Here is a 16,024-nt window from a genome sequence, read left to right on the forward strand (position 1 = left end):
ATCATGGCGAAAATCAGGTTGTTCATAGATCACCCGCTGACCCTCGGACAAGGCATCGCGCTTGGTTCCGACCAGGCACATTACCTTTCTTCGGTCATGCGGCAGGGCGTCGGAGACGAAGTCCTGCTGTTCAACGGCCGCGACGGCGAATGGCTGGCGCGGATCGAACGGCTGGCCAAGCGCAACGGCGACCTTGTCGCGGTCAGGCAGACGGCACCGCAGATGGACCCGCCCGACCTGTGGCTGGTCTTTGCCCCGATCAAGAAGGCCCGCACCGACTTCATCGTCGAAAAGGCGGCCGAGATGGGCGCATCCCGCATCCTGCCCGTCCAGACCGAGCACACCAACTCCGAACGTATCCGCCAGGACCGCCTGCAGGCCCATGCGGTCGAGGCGGCCGAGCAATGCGGCGGCACCTTCGTCCCCGAGGTCACGGACCTGCTGGCGCTCTCCCGGCTTCTGGATGGCTGGGACGCGAACCGACGCATCCTTTGGGCGGATGAGGCGCTGGTCGGTCCCGCCGCCACGCTGGCCGGGCTGAAGCGCGGTCCCTGGGCGATCCTGATCGGCCCCGAAGGCGGGTGGAGCGAATCGGAACGCGCCCGGCTTTCGGCGATGGATTGTGTCACCCGCATATCCCTGGGTCCCCGGATCCTGCGCGCCGACACTGCCGCCGTCGCGTCACTTGCGTTGTGGCAAGCCGAATTGGGCGATTGGAATTAGTCGCGCCCTGAAATTGGCGCAACTTCCTCCCGCGAATTGGCAGATGCGCGACAGTTTATTGCACCAAAGCCGCGCAATCACCTCTTTGTCATAAAAATTTAATGAAAACGGCGCCTTATGCGTGCGCTGCATAGCGGCAATGTCGCTGCGGTCGTAGAATTCCGAAATTGCCCAGCCTATATGCTGGCCATCAGATAACCGCCCGTATTCAGGGCATTTCCAAGAACAGGTGACATCATGTCGGCGATTGACACGAACCGCGTCCATGGCGGGACGCGCTCTTTCGGTATTGGCTCGAAATTTCTGGCGGCTTTCTCTGCCTGGAACGATGCACGCGTTACCCGTAACGCGCTGAGCCGCCTGTCGGACCGCGAGCTGGACGATATCGGTCTGTGCCGCGGCGACATTGAGCGGATTGCACGCGCCCGCTAATACCGGCGAAGAGCGATGCGAAACGGGCCCCGGTTGCTCCGTGGGGCCTTTTCAACTCCCCCTTGTCGCGATGTGAAAAACCCGCCCCTTTTCGGGGGCGGGTTTTTCCTTATTTGCGATGCACCACCAGCGTCGACCATTCGCCGTGATCGTCGCGCCGGTCCAGGGGCAGACCGCCTGCGGCATAGGCGGCAATCACCTCTTCCGCCTGAGTGACCAGGATACCCGACAGGATCGCCTTGCCGCCCGGGGCAAGCTGGCGCGCCATGTCAGGAACAAGATCGATCAGCGGCTGCTTCAGGATATTGGCAAAGACCAGGTCGAAAGGAGCGGCACTCTCGATCAACGGATGGTCGAAGCCCACGGCCTCGACGCATTCGACCCGTCCATCCAGGCCGTTCGCGATCACGTTGGCCCGCGCCACGTCGACGGCAACCGGATCGATGTCGCCCGCCAGCACGATAACCGGAAAGGCGCGCGCGGCGGCCATCGCCAGAACCGCGGTCCCGCAGCCGACATCGACGATGCGCTGAGGCTGTTCGCCCGCCTCGATCATGCGGTCCAGCGCCAGCAGGCAGCCCTTGGTCGTCGCATGATGGCCGGTGCCAAAGGCCATTGCCGCCTCGATCAGCAGACCTTCCGATCCCTCGGGAACCTTGTCGGCATCATGGCTGCCGTGGACGAAGAAGCGCCCGGCCTCGACCGGGGACAGCTCGCGCTTGACATGGGCGACCCAATCGACCTCGGGCAGTTCCGAGATGACAAACGGGTCCGCCCCCCAGGCCGCGGCCATCAGAGCCAGGGCGACCTCGTCCGGGCTTTCGGTGAAGTACAGGCCCACCTCCCACCGGTCGCTGCCGTCTTCGATCTCAAAAACGCCGCTGCCGACGGGTTCCGGGGTCAGATCCTCGCCCAGCTCTGCTATGGCCTCGGCGGCCTCGCGTCCGGCGGTCTGGGTCAGCGCGGTCCAGGTGGGCATCAGATCTCCTCGGGAATATCGGTCAAAGGCGCCTCTACGCCCGTGCCGCGCAGCCCGCAATAGCCGTCCGGATAACGGTCCAGGTATTGCTGGTGATCCTCATGCGCCAGATAGAAGGGACCGGCCGGCTCGATCCGGGTGGTGATGTCCGCAAGTCCCGCGACGGCCAGACGGTTGCCGTAATCGGCCTTGCTGAATTCCGCCGCCGCCTTCTGGCTTTCGGTGAAATACATGATGAGCGAGCGGTATTGCGAACCCACGTCATTGCCCTGGCGGTTACCCTGGGTCGGGTTGTGGTTTTCCCAGAACACCTGCAGCAGACGCTCAAAGCTGATGCGCGAGCTGTCATAGATCACGCGCACGACCTCGGCATGGCCGGTAGTTCCGGCGCAGACCTGCTTGTAGGTCGGATTCTCGACCGTGCCGCCGGCAAAGCCGACCTCGGTCAACCAGACGCCGTCCAACTGCCAGAACAGCCGTTCGACACCCCAATAGCAGCCCATGCCGAAAATGGCCTGGTCGAAGCCCTTGGGAACCGGCGCGTCCAGAGGCCGGCCAAAGATACGGTGGAGGGGAGCGGTCATTGGCGCATCCTTTCAAAGCTATTGCCGTGGATTTAGGCACGGCCCTACGTTCGTGCAACATGGCATACCCCGTGCCGGTTGATTCCGGCACCGGGAAAAACGAAAAGGAATCCCATGCAACCCGGTTCCCTGAACCTTATCACCGATGTCGATGGCCTTCTGGTCGGAAATGCGCGGGACGATGCGCTGCGGTCGGGGACCACGGTCCTTCTGGCCGACCGCCCGCTGACCTGCGGGGTCAGCGTCATGGGCGGCGCACCCGGCACGCGCGAGACCGAGCTTCTGGCCCCCGACAAGACAGTGCAGGGGATCGACGCGCTGGTGCTGTCTGGCGGCTCGGCTTTTGGCCTTGCCGCCTGCGATGGCGTGTCCGAGGGGCTGCGCCGTCTTGGCCGGGGTTTCCCGGTCGGGCCGGTCCGGGTGCCGATCGTGCCGGGCGCCATCGTCTTTGACCTGCTCAACGGCGGCGACAAGGAATGGGACCAGAATCCCTATCCCGCGCTAGGCAGAAGGGCGTTGGAAGCCGCCTCGGCCCGGTTTGCGCTTGGCAGCGAAGGCGGCGGCACGGGCGCGCTGACCCATCGCTGGAAGGGTGGACTGGGCTCTGCCTCGGCGGTGCTTGACTGCGGCGTGACGGTTGGGGCGCTGGTGGTCGTGAACGCGCTTGGCTCGGTCACCGCGCCGGGGGGACGGCAGTTCTGGGCCGCGCCGTGGGAAATGGAGCAAGAATTCGGCGGTCTCGGTCTTGCCGGTCCGTTCGATGCCGCCCATGAGCCGCCAATGACAAAGCAACTGGGCGAGGCCACGACCATCGCCATCGTCGCTACGGATGCGGCGCTGGACAAGGCGGCGTTGACCCGAATGGCGACCGCCGCGCAGGACGGCATGGCTCGTGCGATCGTTCCCAGTCATACCCCTTACGACGGGGACCTGGTGTTTGCCGTCTCGACCGGCGCGCGGCCCCTGCCCGATCCGGTGCTGACACCCTTTCAGCTTGGACATGCCGCGGCATCGGTGCTGGCGCGGGCCATCGCCCGCGGCGTCCATGCCGCCATCCCCCGTCCCGGCGACCTGCAGCCCTGCTGGTCCCGGAAATGAAAGGGGCGACGGGAGAGAGAGTCCGCCGCCCCAGTCTGAACACGTCAAGAGGGAAAACCTGACGATAGGCGCTCAACGCCCAAGCCTTGATCCGGATCCATGACATTTCCGAGAGCAGGAAAAAATCCCGCCGCCCTTGCTTTGCGGGCGCGAAAGGTAAAGCTTTCGGATCGACGGAAAGCAGGAGTCTGGCGATGAACACACATGCAACCGATTTGAAAATGCTGCTGAAGGATCCGTCCCTGCTGGAAACCCGCGCCTATGTCGCGGGGGCGTGGACAGATGCAGATGACGGCGCAACCTTTGACGTCATCAATCCCGCGCGCGGGGATGTCATTGCGCGGGTCGCCGATCTGGGCCGGGCCGAGGTCGCCCGCGCAATCAGCGCCGCGGCCGAGGCAATGAAGGCCTGGACCGCGCGCACAGCCAAGGATCGCGCGCAGGTCATGCGCAAATGGTTCGACCTGATGATGGAAAACCAGGACGATCTGGGCAAGATCCTGACCGCCGAGATGGGCAAGCCGCTGGCCGAGGCCAAGGGCGAAATCGCCTATGGCGCCAGCTTCATCGAATGGTTCGGCGAAGAGGCCAAGCGCATCTATGGCGAGACTATCCCCGGCCATATGCCCGACAAGCGCCTGACCGTCATCCGCCAGCCGATCGGGGTCGTCGCCTCGATCACGCCCTGGAACTTTCCAAATGCCATGATCACCCGCAAATGCGCCCCGGCGCTGGCTGCGGGCTGCGGCTTCGTGGGGCGTCCCGCTTCGGAAACGCCGCTGTCGGCGCTGGCGATGGCGGTGCTGGCCGAACGCGCGGGCATCCCCAAGGGGCTGTTCAGCATCGTGCCGTCGACGAAGGCTTCCGATATCGGCAAGGAGTTTTGCGAAAATCCGTTGATCCGCAAGCTGACCTTCACCGGCTCGACCAATACCGGTCGCATCCTTTTGCGGCAGGCGGCGGATCAGGTGCTGAAATGCTCGATGGAACTTGGCGGGAACGCGCCCTTCATCGTCTTCGACGACGCCGATCTTGATGCCGCGGTCGAAGGGGCGATGGCCTCGAAGTTCCGCAACAACGGCCAGACCTGCGTCTGTGCAAACCGCATCTATGTGCAGGCCGGTGTCTATGACGCCTTCGCCGACAAGCTGGCAGCGGCGGTCGAGAAGCTGCGCGTGGGAGACGGCCTGGCCGAAGGCGTGACGACCGGCCCCCTGATCAACGAAAAGGCCGTCGAGAAGGTTCAGGACCACATCCAGGACGCGCTGTCCGGTGGCGCCCGGATCCTGACCGGCGGCAAGCCGATGGAGGGGCTGTTCTTCGAACCCACGGTCGTCACCGGGATCACCCAGTCGATGAAGGTCGCGACCGAGGAAACCTTTGGCCCGCTTGCCCCCCTGTTCCGCTTCGAGACCGAGGACGAGGCCGTGGCCCATGCCAATGACACGATCTTCGGCCTTGCCGCCTATTTCTATGCGCGCGACATCGGGCGCGTGACGCGGGTGCAGGAGGCGCTGGAATACGGAATCGTCGGCGTGAACACCGGCATCATCTCGACCGAGGTTGCGCCATTCGGGGGCGTCAAGCAATCCGGGCTTGGCCGTGAAGGATCGAGGCACGGGATCGAGGATTACCTTGAGATGAAGTATATCTGCCTGTCGGTCTGACTTTCTGGCACGAACGGCCCAGTCAGGCGGTGGCGACACCTTGCCGTAAGCCGCTTGACACACGCCCATCCCGAGGCGGACTGTTGGGAGCATGCATGTAGGAGGTTCTGAGAATGCCTTTCGTGCCTGCTCCCCAATATGTCGTAAACGCTCATGCCCAGGCTCAGGCAGGTCTGGTCACGCTCAACAATCCAGCAGCCACCAACGTCCCCAGAAATAACCGGACCTGGAAAGTCGCCGTCCCGCGCGCAAGATCGGCCGTCGCCCATCCCGTCCACGCGATACCGATGTCAGCCGTGACCGGCAGCGAGATCGTGCTGCGGGGCGACACCCGCACGCCGCAGGCGATCGAGGCCGCTGGCGGGCTCTATTCGCAGCGCGTCGGTCAGGCTTTGCCGACCCAGGCCGTCGGTCCCGGCACGCCGATGAGCGCGCATCGCGGTCCCACGGTCATGGAGGAATATGTCCACAATCCACATGATCCCGACGCCCATCAGGCATTCGCCCACGCGACAAGATTTGTGTCCTGCACCAGGGATATAGGCATTGCAAAGGGGTTTGCGACACCGCACGGACATGTCTATCTGGCGCGCGCGAACGTCGGTGTGGACTACAACGCCTATCGGGGCGGAGGCAATGCCGGGCAGGCCGAGGTCATGGTGATACAGGGCCTGGCAATGAACGACATCATCGCGGCAAGGCGGATGGCGGACAACGCAATCTTCGTCAACAGCACCTTCCAGCAGGCCAATATGCCTCAGGCGACGTTCAATGCCGCGATGAACCTGCTGATGGGCTGATGGGCAGTATCCGCAGCGCAGCGAAACGCCCGAAATGAACCCCGAGGAAAGCGGTTCACGGCGACGGTCGCCGTGAACGGTCCGGATGCGGAAAACTCCAGAGCAATGCGCTGGAGTTCCCGGAATCAGCGCTTGTCGTCTTCGTCCTCGTCCGCGTCGTCATCCTGCGCGGGCAGGTTGAAGAAGCTGTCGGCGTCGAGGTTTTCTTCCTTCTTCGGCTTCTCGTCCGAGCCGCCAAGGGTGAAGCCCTCAAGCCCGGCGATCGAGCTGGGCATCCGAGGCTCGTCCGACATGGCCAGCGAGGTTTCCGTCGACAGCAGCTTGCGACGCTCGTCATCGGTCATCGCGCCGCCTTCCGAGGCCTTGCGCTTGGCGGCCTTCTGCACGGCCGCGTCCAGTTCGGACTGGCGGCACAGGCCCAGGGCAACCGGGTCGATCGGCTGCATGTTTTGGATATTCCAATGCGTCCGCTCGCGGATCGAGGCGATGGTCGGCTTGGTCGTCCCGACCAGCTTGGCGATCTGGGCATCGGCCAGTTCGGGATGGAACTTGACCAGCCACAGGATCGCATTCGGACGGTCCTGACGCTTGGAGAGCGGGGTATAGCGGGGGCCGCGGCGCTTTTCCTCGCCCTCAGCGGCGGGGTTGTGCTTGAGCTTCAGCTTGTAGCGCGGGTCTTTCTGACCCTTCTCGATCTCGATCGGATCAAGCTGGTTCGAGGCAACCGGATCGAAGCCCTTGACGCCTGCCGCCACGTCGCCGTCGGCAATGCCCTGGACTTCAAGCTCGTGCATGCCACAGAAGTCGCCGATCTGTTTGAAGCTGAGAGTCGTGTTGTCGACCAGCCAGACGGCGGTGGCCTTGGCCATCAGCGGCTTATTCATGACCTTCTCCTTAACAATATCTTCTTCGGCCGGGAAAACGGCTTTTGGCGGGCGCCATTCCATTTTCAGGGGGGATTGACCGCGTATATAGGCGTTTCAGGGCCCGGAATAAAGCCTGAATTTCGTGGCACCGCTGGCGCGACCGGGCTAGTTTTGCGCCATGATGCGATTTCTTCTGCTTGCCGCCGCCCTGCTTTGCGCCGCCCCTGCCGATGCCCAGGACCGAAAAAGGGACCGGGCCGGAGAGTTCGACTATTACGTCCTGTCGCTTAGCTGGTCGCCCAGCTGGTGCGCGCAAGAGAAGGGGCGCGACGATGCCGGGCAATGCGATCCCGGTCGCGCGCTTGGCTTCACCGTCCACGGGCTTTGGCCCCAGCACGAACAGGGCTGGCCTTCGGATTGCCGCACGGATGCGCGCGATCCGTCCCGACGCGAAACCCGGCAGATGGCGGACCTGATGGGTTCGGGCGGTCTGGCCTGGTACCAGTGGAAGAAACATGGCCGCTGTTCGGGCCTGTCGGCGCATGATTATTTCGCAACGATGCGCGAGGCGGCAGAGCGCGTTCACCTGCCCGACGTCCTGCAGCGGCTGTCGCGCGATGTCACCCTGCCCGCCGATGTGGTCGAGGCCGCGTTTCTTGAGACCAATCCGGCGATGACCCGCGACGGCATCACCGTCACCTGCCGCGACCGCGCCCTGCAGGAGGTCCGCATCTGCCTGACACGCGACCTGGAGCCCCGCGCCTGCGCGCCCGACAGCCGGCGCGATTGCCGCGGCAGCATCCAGATGCCGGCGCCCCGCTGACGGGGCCGCAGCCGGCCTCCGGCGGGGGTATTTGGCAAACGGTGAAACCGGGCGCCTCGCCCTATTCCTCGGTCACGCGCAGGACGATCTTGCCGATATGGTCGCCCCCTTCCATCCGGCGATGCGCCGCGTCTGCCTCGGCCAAGGGGAAGCTGCTGTCCATCAGCGGGCGCACGGCCCCGGTTTCGACCAGCGGCCAGAGGTCGCGGGCAAGCTCCGCGGCGATCGCCGCCTTGGCGAGGTCGGATTGCGGGCGAAGCGTGGCCCCGGTCACGGTCAGGCGGCGCATCATGATCTGGGCGAAGTTGATCTCGGCCTTGGGACCGGACAGGAAGGCGATCTGGACGAGTCGCCCTTCATCCGCCAATGCCTTCAGGTTCCGTGCGATATAGCTGCCGCCCACCATGTCGAGGATCAGGTCCGCGCCCCCTGCCTCTTGCAGGATCTGGACGAAATCCTGGTCGCGGTAATTGACCGCACGGGCACCCAGGGCCGCGCAGGCCTGACACTTGGCGTCGGACCCCGCGGTGGCCCAGACCCTTGCGCCAAGCGCGCGGGCGACCTGGATTGCCATCGTGCCGATGCCGGACGAGCCGCCATGGACCAGAAAGCGCTCGCCGCCCTTCAGCCCGCCGCGCGTCACCACGTTCGACCAGACGGTGAAGGCGGTTTCGGGAAGTGCCGCGGCCTCGCGCAGGGTCAGCCCCTCGGGAACCGGCAGGGCGTGATCGGCGGGACAAAGCGCGTATTCGGCATAGCCTCCCCCCGGAAGCAGCGCACAGACGCGGTCGCCGACTTTCCAGCGCGTGACGCCCGGACCGATCGAGGCAACGGTGCCCGCGCATTCCAGCCCGGGCAGGTCCGACGCTCCGGCAGGGGGCGCATAGACCCCCATGCGCTGCAAGACATCGGGACGGTTCACCCCGGCCCAATGGACCCGGATCAGGATCTGACCGTGACCCGCCACCGGGACCGGTCGATTCGTCACTTCCAGCACATCGGCTGCCCCCGGCGCGGTGATCGCGACCGCCCGCATCATGTCCGGGATCATGCGTCGGCCCGCCCTTCGGGTCCGGCGGCGGGGTGGCCGACATGACCCGGCGCGGCGCGCCTGCGCGGGGCGCGGATCCAGCCGGTCGCAAAGGCGCCAAGGGCACCGACGCCCGGCAGGCTGCCCAGCTGCCCCTTGAACTTTTCGAAGCGCATCACCCCCTCGATCCGGCGGTCGAGGAAGGCGCGCGTGTCCTGAAACCCCGGCGAATCGTCGCCCAGCCAGTAAAGCACCGTCGCGCCATAGACGGTCGAGAGCGTGGCGCGCTTGGAATACCAGTTCACGTCCTCGGACGTGTCGCCAAGGCCATCCCAGATCGTATCCGCGGTTTCCCAGATCAGCCGCGCACCCACCGCCGCGTGCTGGGGCAGCGCCATGACCACGGCCCCGGCGCGCGCCATTTCGCGGTCGGTCGAGGTCAGGCGGTGCATCACGGCATCGGTGATGCGGTCACGGAAACGGCCCTGAAGCGTGCCGCGCGCCAGCCATTCGCGCAGCGCCGCGTCCCCGCGGCGGTGATAGGCTGCGGCAAGGTCGACCCCGCCCCGGGGCAGGTGGACGCGAATCAGGCCGGGCGCCAGGCCGATGTCGCGCGCACCCGCAGCCACGGCCTTGTCGCTCATCCCGTCGAAGACGACATGCACCAGCGCCGCGTCGATCAACCTGTCCCGTTCATTCGTCATTCTTCACTCCTGCGGATCGCGGGGAAAATCTGGACAAAAGCGATTCGCCCTGTTATGAGGCCGCTTCCTGCAATTCAGATCAACTTTAACCTAGGAAGGTGGTGACAACCACATGCAGGTAAGTGTTCGCGACAATAACGTCGAACAGGCGCTTCGTGCTCTGAAGAAAAAACTTCAGCGCGAGGGGGTGTTCCGTGAAATGAAGCTCAAGCAGCATTTCGAGAAACCCTCGGTCAAGAAGGCCCGTGAAAAGGCCGAGGCCGTCCGCCGTGCCCGTAAGCTGGCGCGCAAAAAAGCGCAACGTGAAGGCGCACTGTAAGACAAGCGACACGTTTGTTTTCCAAAACCCCCGTGGCCCAGCCTCGGGGGTTTTACTTTGCTCAGACCGGCAGCGCGGTGGTGAAGGCCACCGTCCTCAGCGAGAACGAGGAATGCATCTGCGCGACGCCCGGCAGCTTGGTCAGGCGCTGGCGGTGGATGCGGGCAAAGTCGTCGGTGTCGCGGGCCACGACCTTCAGCAGGTAATCCGCCGATCCCGCCATCAGGTGACATTCCAGCACGTCGGGGATCTTGCGGACCTCGCGCTCGAACGCTTCGAGCAGCTCGTCGGCCTGACCGGACAGGGTGATCTCGACAAAGACGGTTGTCGGGCGTTCCAGCTTGCGGGCATCCAGCAGCGCGACATAGCCGCGGATCATTCCCATTTCCTCAAGCCGCTGGACGCGGCGGTGGCAGGCACTGGGGGACAGGCTGACCTCGGCCGCAAGCTCGGCATTGGTGATGCGCCCATCCCGCTGCAGAACGGTCAGGATGCGGCGATCTGTTGCGTCGATGTCGCCCATGTCGAAAGAGCCTGCCCGTTTTCTGCCCGCATGCGGGATGATGTCCCAAGCCGGTCCGGGCTGCAAGCGTCAGGGCGCGGCGCGCCCTGCCCCGGCACGCCGCCCGCATCGGCTGGCCGGAGGATCAGGCGCGGTTCGCGCGCAATTCGTCCCGGATCTCGATCAGCAGCTCCTGCTCGGACGGACCGGCGGGGGCCGCTTCCTCGACCTTTTTCTGGACGACGCTGTTTTGCAGCTTGTTCACCGCCTTGACGAGCAGGAAGACCGCCCAGGCGATGATCAGGAAATTGATGATCGCGGAGAGGAAGGAACCCCAGGCAAAGACCGAGGCGCCGGAATCGCGCGCAGCCTTCAGGCTGGCGCCATCGGGAACCTGACCCTTGAGCACCACGTAATGCCCGCTGAAATCGGTACCGCCGGTCAGCAGGCCGATGATCGGGTTGATCAGGTCGGTGACCAGCGAGTTGACGATCGCAGTGAAGGCGGCGCCGATGATGATGCCGACGGCAAGATCGACGACATTGCCGCGGGCGATGAACTCCTTGAACTCCTTGAGCATGTGCTTACCTTTCCTCAGACCTGTCGCGCCGATGGGGCAAAGCGTTCCCCGCGGCAACCATCCCTCAAAGATTGTTCAGGATCTTCCCAAGATGTCTACACTTTCCGACTTTCCGATCACGCATCGCTGGCCGCCCGTGCGTCCCGACGTGATCCAGCTTTACACATTGAATACCCCCAACGGCATCAAGACTTCGGTCATGCTGGAGGAGTGCGGGCTGGATTACGACGCCCATCGCATCAGCATCGGCGACCCCGAGGATCAGTTCACGCCGGAGTTCCTGTCGCTGAACCCGAACAACAAGATCCCGGCGATGATCGACCCGAACGGACCGGACGGAAAGCCGATCGGCCTGTTCGAGACGGGGGCCATGCTGATCTATCTGGGCGACAAGACCGGGAAGTTCCTGCCGCGCGAGGGTGCCGCGCGCTATCACACGATCCAGTGGCTGATGTGGCAGATGGGCGGCGTCGGACCGATGTTCGGCCAGGTCGGATTCTTCCACCGCTACAAGGGCAAGGAGATCGAGGATCCGCGTCCCCGCACCCGCTATTACACCGAGGCGCGGCGGCTTCTGGGCGTGCTGGACCGCCAGTTGCAGGGCAAGGACTGGATCACCGGCGAATATTCCATCGCCGACATGGCCATAGGCCCCTGGTTGCGCACCGTCCGCGTGAATTATGAGGCCGAGACCGAAACAGGCATGGCCGAGATGGGGAACGTCCAGGCCTATCTGGAACGGTTCCTGGCACGCCCTGCCGTGCAGAAGGGGATCGAAGTCGGCGCGGCGTGAACCCGCGATTGGGGGCTCTGCCCCCGACGCGCGTGCCGCGCGCCTCCCCCGGGGTATTTGGTAAACGTTGAAATGGAAAAGGCCGGGGTGTGATCCCCGGCCCTTTTACATCAACTGCGCAGCGTGCCGCCGGTGGCCTTGGTCACCTTTTCGACGATCTTCGCGCTGACGGATTCGATATCCGCGTCGGTCAGCGTCTTGTCCTTCGGTTGCAGGCGGGCGGTGATCGCGATCGACTTCCGGCCGCCTTCCAGCCCGGTGAACTGATCGAAGACCGAGACCTTTTCGATCAGCGCCTTGTCCGCGCCCGCAGCGGCATTGACCAGCGTCAGGGCCTCGACCCCGGCATCGACGACGAACGCGAAGTCGCGTTCCACCGCCTGCAGGCCAGAAAGCTCCAGCGCGGGGCGAGACGGCGTCTTGACCTTCGGCAGCGGCACGGCGGCAATGCGGATGGTGAAGCCCACCGCAGCGCCCTTGATGCCGAAATGGCGCAGGATCTTTGGGTGAATTTCGCCAAATGTGGCCAGCGCCTTCGGTCCAAGTGCGATATTGCCCGCGCGGCCGGGATGCCACCAGGCGTCCAGCTTGCGGTTGATCTGGGCCTTGGCGGGCGCGCCGATGACCTGCAGGATCGCCTCGGCATCGGCCTTGGCGTCATAGATGTCGACCTTGCGGCGCGAGGCGAAAGGATCGCGGGGCGCGGTATTGCCGACGAGAATGCCGGCAAGGTGCAGATCCTGATCGCCCGGCTCGCCGCCCGAAAAGACCGGGCCGCATTCGAACAGCGCGAGATCCATGAAGCCGCGCGCCTGATTGCGGGCCGCAGCCGCCAGCAGGCCGGGCAGAAGGTCGGGACGCATATGCGTCATCTCGCTGCTGATCGGGTTCTCGATGCGGACGGCATCGCTGCCACCGCCGAAAAGCGCCGCCGCCTGCTGGTCGATGAAGCTGTAGGTCACGCATTCGTTGTAGCCAAGGCTGGCCGCCATGCGGCGGGCGGCCTTTTCGCGGCTTTGCAGCGGCGTCAGCACCGGCTGCGGCACACCCGCCTGCGGACGGGCCAGCGGCTGGCCCTTGAGCTTGGTCAGCGAGGCGATGCGCGCGACCTCTTCGACAAGGTCGGCGCTGCCCAGGACGTCGGGACGCCAGCCGGGGACGAAGGCCTGATCGCCTTCCAGCCGGAAGCCCAGGGCCTCCAGCGTGGCGCGCTGCTCAGCCTCGGGGATGTCCATGCCGACCAGACTGATGACGCGGGCCGGCTCCAGCCGATAGCTGCGGGTGGTGTCGGGAACAGCACCGGCGGTAACGACCTCGGAGGCCTCGCCGCCGCAAAGATCAAGGATCATCCGGGTCGCAAGCTCCAGCCCCGGACGGGTGAAGCTGGGATCCGCGCCCCGTTCGAAGCGATAGCGGGCGTCAGAGTTGATCTTCAGCGCCCGGCCCACGGTCGCGATGGCGATCGGATCCCAATAGGCGCTTTCCAGGAAGACATCGACCGTGTCATCCGAACAGCCGGAATGTTCACCACCCATGATGCCGGCGATGCTTTCGGGTCCATTCTCATCAGCGATGATCATGGTTCCGGCGGCGAAGGCATAAGTCTTTCCATCCAGCGCCAGAAGCTCTTCCCCCTCGCGCGAGGGGCGGACCGTCAGGTCGCCCTGCACCTTGGCGGCATCGAAAACATGCAGCGGGCGGTTCAGGTCGAAGGTGAAGAAGTTGGTGATGTCGACCAGCGTGTTGATCGGCCGCAGCCCGATCGCGGTCAGGCGCTTTTGAAGCCATTCCGGCGAGGGGCCGTTCTTCACGCCACGGATCAGGCGGCCCGAGAAGAAGGGCGCGCGCGCGGCGACCTCGGCATCGATCACGACCTTGATCGGCGACGGGAAGCTGCCCGGAACCGTGATGTCCTTGACAGGCTTCAGCTTGCCCAGACCACGCGCGGCAAGATCGCGGGCGATCCCGTGGACGCCAAGGGCGTCGGGACGGTTCGGGGTGATCTTGATCTCGATGACCGGATCGACCGTTTCCGGGCGGTTCGCGGCCAGCCAGTCGACGAATTTCTGACCGACTTCGCCCGAAGGCAATTCGATGATGCCGTTATGTTCGTCGGAAAGCTCCAGCTCGCGTTCCGAGGCCATCATGCCATGGGATTCGATGCCACGGATCTTGCCCACGCTCAGCGTGACGTCGATGCCGGGGACATAGTCGCCCGGTTTCGCCAGCACGACGGTGATGCCTTCGCGGGCATTGGGCGCGCCACAGACGATCTGCTTTTCGCCTTCGTCCGTCATCACCCGGCAGACGCGCAGGCGGTCTGCATCGGGATGCTGCTCGGCCGCAATGACCTTGGCGATGGTAAAGGACGACAGCTTCGCGGCCGGATCGGTCACGCCCTCGACCTCGAGGCCGAGATCGGTCAGCGCCTCGGTGATCTGATCAAGCGAGGCGGTGGTGTCGAGATGCTCCTTGAGCCAGGAGAAGGTGAATTTCATGGCGCGGCTCCGTCGGGTTTGGCGTCCCTTAGCGCATGGCGCGGCGGATTGGTAGGGTGGTGCGCCGCGTGGACGTGACACGGCCGGGATTCCCTGCGTTGGCGACGCTTTCCTTCGGTCCCTGACCTTGCGCTGGGTCCGGGCCACCCTATGTTAATGGTGCAAACATCAAGGATACGAGGTCGATGGACACCCAACGGGAATTGCTGATCGAACAGAGGGTCGCGAATGACGCGAAGTCGCCGCTGGTGGCCTATCTGCTGGCGATCCTGCTGTGGGGCTTTGGCGCGCACCGCATGTATCTGGGCCGCTGGTTCAGCGGCATCGTCATGCTGGTGATGTGGGGGCTGGGCTGGCTGCTGACGCCCGTTTTGATCGGCTGGCCGCTGGTCGGTCTGGTCTGCCTGTGGGCGCTGATCGACCTGTTCCTGATCCCCGGCATGATCCAGGACGACAAGGATGACATGCGCCGCCGGTTGGGATCCAGCTTGGCCTGACGCCTGAGCAGTGGAATGCCCGCCCCGCCCCGTGCATGGAGCAAGGCGGGCTTGGTCTGTCAGCTGACCAGCGCGCGCGCGTTCTGCGCGTGACGCCCGGCAAGGCGGCGGCCCTGCCGTCCCGAGGCCAGCACACGCGCCGGGGCGGGGACATGGTCCATCTCGGCCAGTTCAGGGAACAGGGCAAGGATCTCATCCGCCGCAGCCGGACCGACGGATTTCAGCGCCTCGGCACCGGGATAGAAGGACTCGGTCTTTGCCCCGTTGGCGATGACCACCTCGTGGCGTTCGAACAGCATATGGAAATATTCGACTTCGGCCAGCTCAGAGGCGATCTCGACTCCGGGCAGGTCCAGAAGCTGCTTGGCCGCGACCAGAACCTCGGACGTGCCGAACATGCGCTGCGCAATGCGCGAACGGACCAGCACGCGATGCTGGGGCGACACGACCAGATCCTGAACCGGCAGACCATCACCCAGCGCACCCGCGCGGATGCGGATCGGACGCAGGTTGGCATGCAGCATCAACGCGCCAGAGCCCAGCCTGCGCGCCCCGATCCAGCGGATGGGCTGGATGCCGTTGTCCAGCGTGACGACCATGTCGCCGACGGCCAGATCCTCAATCGCGACGGGACCGTCGGGCGTCTCGATCAGGGTGCCCCGCGCGAAGCAGAAGATGGTGATGTCATTGCCCTGCAAGGCCATCGTGCCGACATCCTGACCATCGGCGTTAACGACGGTATAGCCGGTCGAAATCAGCGGAGGGGTTTCGGTGTCATCGACGGTCGACGCCGTTTCGACTAGCGACCAGCCCGGCGGCAGATTGACGACCACGGTGTCGATCTCGCCATCCGCAGGTGCAGAGGTAACGTTAATCGTGCCAGAGAAACCTTCGCCGATGTTTACCGTGACCGTATCGTCCGAACCGCTTCCCCCCGTGGCCTGATTGTAGGAACCAAAGGTGGAGGCATCGATAACATAGTCTGCCATTCTTACTTCTCCATAAAACAGACCGCTCGGGTCGACGGAAATCGCATCTAGCGGTTGCAGGCTGCACGACTCCCGGATCAAGTGAAAGCCCGTTGCGTGAAATGCGCATAACAAGGTCGCCAGCTTCCGCGACGGAACCC

Annotated in this window: 18 protein-coding genes; 9 read left to right on the top strand and 9 right to left on the bottom strand. The window is 64.6% G+C overall.

The window, feature by feature from the left end; genetic code table 11:
• Window positions 1-3: 3 nt before the first annotated feature.
• A complete protein-coding gene (locus tag RM190_RS01825; RefSeq protein WP_311757669.1) occupies window positions 4-723 on the top strand; it encodes a 16S rRNA (uracil(1498)-N(3))-methyltransferase in 720 nt (239 codons plus the stop codon).
• A gap of 237 nt (window positions 724-960) precedes the next feature.
• Window positions 961-1,155, top strand: a complete 195-nt coding sequence (locus RM190_RS01830; RefSeq protein WP_311757670.1) for a DUF1127 domain-containing protein — start codon at window positions 961-963, stop codon at window positions 1,153-1,155.
• 109 nt (window positions 1,156-1,264) lie between these two features.
• On the opposite strand, the gene RM190_RS01835 is transcribed toward RM190_RS01830, so the two are convergent.
• Both RM190_RS01835 and msrA read right to left on the bottom strand, forming a co-directional pair.
• Window positions 1,265-2,134: a 50S ribosomal protein L11 methyltransferase gene (locus tag RM190_RS01835; RefSeq protein WP_311757671.1), complete on the bottom strand. Its 870-nt coding sequence runs from the start codon at window positions 2,132-2,134 to the stop codon at window positions 1,265-1,267.
• Entirely contained in the window at window positions 2,134-2,718 is a 585-nt protein-coding gene (msrA, locus tag RM190_RS01840; protein ID WP_311757672.1) for a peptide-methionine (S)-S-oxide reductase MsrA, read from the bottom strand. The genes RM190_RS01835 and msrA overlap by 1 nt, the downstream gene beginning before the upstream one ends.
• A gap of 114 nt (window positions 2,719-2,832) precedes the next feature.
• Here msrA and RM190_RS01845 point away from each other — a divergent pair, with 114 nt between their 5' ends.
• The 3 genes from RM190_RS01845 to RM190_RS01855 all read left to right on the top strand — a co-directional run bounded on the left by RM190_RS01845 (window position 2,833) and on the right by RM190_RS01855 (window position 6,283).
• Window positions 2,833-3,816 carry a P1 family peptidase gene (locus RM190_RS01845; protein ID WP_311757673.1) on the top strand — a complete coding sequence of 328 codons (984 nt, stop codon included), beginning with the start codon at window positions 2,833-2,835 and terminating at the stop codon, window positions 3,814-3,816.
• 194 nt (window positions 3,817-4,010) lie between these two features.
• Window positions 4,011-5,483, top strand: coding sequence for an NAD-dependent succinate-semialdehyde dehydrogenase (locus RM190_RS01850; protein WP_311757674.1), 1,473 nt, complete (start codon window positions 4,011-4,013; stop codon window positions 5,481-5,483).
• A 287-nt stretch (window positions 5,484-5,770) separates the two neighbouring features.
• A complete protein-coding gene (locus RM190_RS01855; RefSeq protein WP_311757675.1) occupies window positions 5,771-6,283 on the top strand; it encodes a hypothetical protein in 513 nt (170 codons plus the stop codon).
• A gap of 125 nt (window positions 6,284-6,408) precedes the next feature.
• On the opposite strand, the gene RM190_RS01860 is transcribed toward RM190_RS01855, so the two are convergent.
• Window positions 6,409-7,167, bottom strand: a complete 759-nt coding sequence (locus RM190_RS01860; RefSeq protein ID WP_311757676.1) for a DUF1013 domain-containing protein — start codon at window positions 7,165-7,167, stop codon at window positions 6,409-6,411.
• Between the two features lie 163 nt (window positions 7,168-7,330).
• Here RM190_RS01860 and RM190_RS01865 point away from each other — a divergent pair, with 163 nt between their 5' ends.
• Window positions 7,331-7,972 (top strand): ribonuclease T2, encoded by a 642-nt coding sequence (locus tag RM190_RS01865; protein WP_311757677.1) that lies wholly within the window; start codon window positions 7,331-7,333, stop codon window positions 7,970-7,972.
• A gap of 61 nt (window positions 7,973-8,033) precedes the next feature.
• On the opposite strand, the gene RM190_RS01870 is transcribed toward RM190_RS01865, so the two are convergent.
• Both RM190_RS01870 and RM190_RS01875 read right to left on the bottom strand, forming a co-directional pair.
• Window positions 8,034-9,023, bottom strand: a complete 990-nt coding sequence (locus RM190_RS01870) for an NAD(P)H-quinone oxidoreductase (protein ID WP_311757678.1) — start codon at window positions 9,021-9,023, stop codon at window positions 8,034-8,036.
• Complete coding sequence (locus RM190_RS01875; RefSeq protein WP_311757679.1) at window positions 9,020-9,706, bottom strand: COQ9 family protein; 687 nt, start codon at window positions 9,704-9,706, stop codon at window positions 9,020-9,022. Before RM190_RS01875 ends, RM190_RS01870 begins: the two co-directional genes overlap by 4 nt.
• A gap of 112 nt (window positions 9,707-9,818) precedes the next feature.
• Between RM190_RS01875 and rpsU the strand changes: the two genes are divergently transcribed.
• Window positions 9,819-10,025, top strand: coding sequence for a 30S ribosomal protein S21 (gene rpsU / locus RM190_RS01880; protein WP_011748553.1), 207 nt, complete (start codon window positions 9,819-9,821; stop codon window positions 10,023-10,025).
• A gap of 61 nt (window positions 10,026-10,086) precedes the next feature.
• On the opposite strand, the gene RM190_RS01885 is transcribed toward rpsU, so the two are convergent.
• Both RM190_RS01885 and mscL read right to left on the bottom strand, forming a co-directional pair.
• The gene (locus tag RM190_RS01885) at window positions 10,087-10,548 is read right to left on the bottom strand and encodes an Lrp/AsnC family transcriptional regulator (RefSeq protein WP_311757680.1); all 462 of its coding nucleotides are present in this window, start codon (window positions 10,546-10,548) and stop codon (window positions 10,087-10,089) included.
• A 124-nt stretch (window positions 10,549-10,672) separates the two neighbouring features.
• Window positions 10,673-11,107, bottom strand: coding sequence for a large conductance mechanosensitive channel protein MscL (gene mscL, locus RM190_RS01890; RefSeq protein WP_311757681.1), 435 nt, complete (start codon window positions 11,105-11,107; stop codon window positions 10,673-10,675).
• Between the two features lie 91 nt (window positions 11,108-11,198).
• Here mscL and RM190_RS01895 point away from each other — a divergent pair, with 91 nt between their 5' ends.
• Entirely contained in the window at window positions 11,199-11,900 is a 702-nt protein-coding gene (locus RM190_RS01895) for a glutathione binding-like protein (protein WP_311757682.1), read from the top strand.
• 110 nt (window positions 11,901-12,010) lie between these two features.
• On the opposite strand, the gene pheT is transcribed toward RM190_RS01895, so the two are convergent.
• Window positions 12,011-14,398 (bottom strand): phenylalanine--tRNA ligase subunit beta, encoded by a 2,388-nt coding sequence (pheT, locus tag RM190_RS01900; protein WP_311757683.1) that lies wholly within the window; start codon window positions 14,396-14,398, stop codon window positions 12,011-12,013.
• 185 nt (window positions 14,399-14,583) lie between these two features.
• Between pheT and RM190_RS01905 the strand changes: the two genes are divergently transcribed.
• Window positions 14,584-14,895 (top strand): TM2 domain-containing protein, encoded by a 312-nt coding sequence (locus tag RM190_RS01905; RefSeq protein ID WP_311757684.1) that lies wholly within the window; start codon window positions 14,584-14,586, stop codon window positions 14,893-14,895.
• A gap of 59 nt (window positions 14,896-14,954) precedes the next feature.
• Here RM190_RS01905 and RM190_RS01910 read toward each other — a convergent pair whose 3' ends face one another.
• Entirely contained in the window at window positions 14,955-15,884 is a 930-nt protein-coding gene (locus RM190_RS01910; RefSeq protein ID WP_311757685.1) for a Hint domain-containing protein, read from the bottom strand.
• Between the last annotated feature and the right edge of the window lie 140 nt (window positions 15,885-16,024).

The sequence above is a fragment of the Paracoccus broussonetiae genome (assembly GCF_031854425.1).
Taxonomy (GTDB): Bacteria; Pseudomonadota; Alphaproteobacteria; order Rhodobacterales; family Rhodobacteraceae; genus Paracoccus; species Paracoccus broussonetiae.

Excerpts from the sequence above, each read along its gene's own strand:
- RM190_RS01825 (WP_311757669.1), top strand. The coding sequence starts at position 4 with ATGGCGAAAATCAGGTTGTTCATAGATCACCCGCTGACCCTCGGACAA.
- RM190_RS01830 (WP_311757670.1), top strand. The coding sequence starts at position 961 with ATGTCGGCGATTGACACGAACCGCGTCCATGGCGGGACGCGCTCTTTC.
- RM190_RS01835 (WP_311757671.1), bottom strand. The coding sequence starts at position 2,134 with ATGCCCACCTGGACCGCGCTGACCCAGACCGCCGGACGCGAGGCCGCC.
- msrA (WP_311757672.1), bottom strand. The coding sequence starts at position 2,718 with ATGACCGCTCCCCTCCACCGTATCTTTGGCCGGCCTCTGGACGCGCCG.
- RM190_RS01845 (WP_311757673.1), top strand. The coding sequence starts at position 2,833 with ATGCAACCCGGTTCCCTGAACCTTATCACCGATGTCGATGGCCTTCTG.
- RM190_RS01850 (WP_311757674.1), top strand. The coding sequence starts at position 4,011 with ATGAACACACATGCAACCGATTTGAAAATGCTGCTGAAGGATCCGTCC.
- RM190_RS01855 (WP_311757675.1), top strand. The coding sequence starts at position 5,771 with ATGTCAGCCGTGACCGGCAGCGAGATCGTGCTGCGGGGCGACACCCGC.
- RM190_RS01860 (WP_311757676.1), bottom strand. The coding sequence starts at position 7,167 with ATGAATAAGCCGCTGATGGCCAAGGCCACCGCCGTCTGGCTGGTCGAC.
- RM190_RS01865 (WP_311757677.1), top strand. The coding sequence starts at position 7,331 with ATGCGATTTCTTCTGCTTGCCGCCGCCCTGCTTTGCGCCGCCCCTGCC.
- RM190_RS01870 (WP_311757678.1), bottom strand. The coding sequence starts at position 9,023 with ATGATCCCGGACATGATGCGGGCGGTCGCGATCACCGCGCCGGGGGCA.
- RM190_RS01875 (WP_311757679.1), bottom strand. The coding sequence starts at position 9,706 with ATGACGAATGAACGGGACAGGTTGATCGACGCGGCGCTGGTGCATGTC.
- rpsU (WP_011748553.1), top strand. The coding sequence starts at position 9,819 with ATGCAGGTAAGTGTTCGCGACAATAACGTCGAACAGGCGCTTCGTGCT.
- RM190_RS01885 (WP_311757680.1), bottom strand. The coding sequence starts at position 10,548 with ATGGGCGACATCGACGCAACAGATCGCCGCATCCTGACCGTTCTGCAG.
- mscL (WP_311757681.1), bottom strand. The coding sequence starts at position 11,107 with ATGCTCAAGGAGTTCAAGGAGTTCATCGCCCGCGGCAATGTCGTCGAT.
- RM190_RS01895 (WP_311757682.1), top strand. The coding sequence starts at position 11,199 with ATGTCTACACTTTCCGACTTTCCGATCACGCATCGCTGGCCGCCCGTG.
- pheT (WP_311757683.1), bottom strand. The coding sequence starts at position 14,398 with ATGAAATTCACCTTCTCCTGGCTCAAGGAGCATCTCGACACCACCGCC.
- RM190_RS01905 (WP_311757684.1), top strand. The coding sequence starts at position 14,584 with ATGGACACCCAACGGGAATTGCTGATCGAACAGAGGGTCGCGAATGAC.
- RM190_RS01910 (WP_311757685.1), bottom strand. The coding sequence starts at position 15,884 with ATGGCAGACTATGTTATCGATGCCTCCACCTTTGGTTCCTACAATCAG.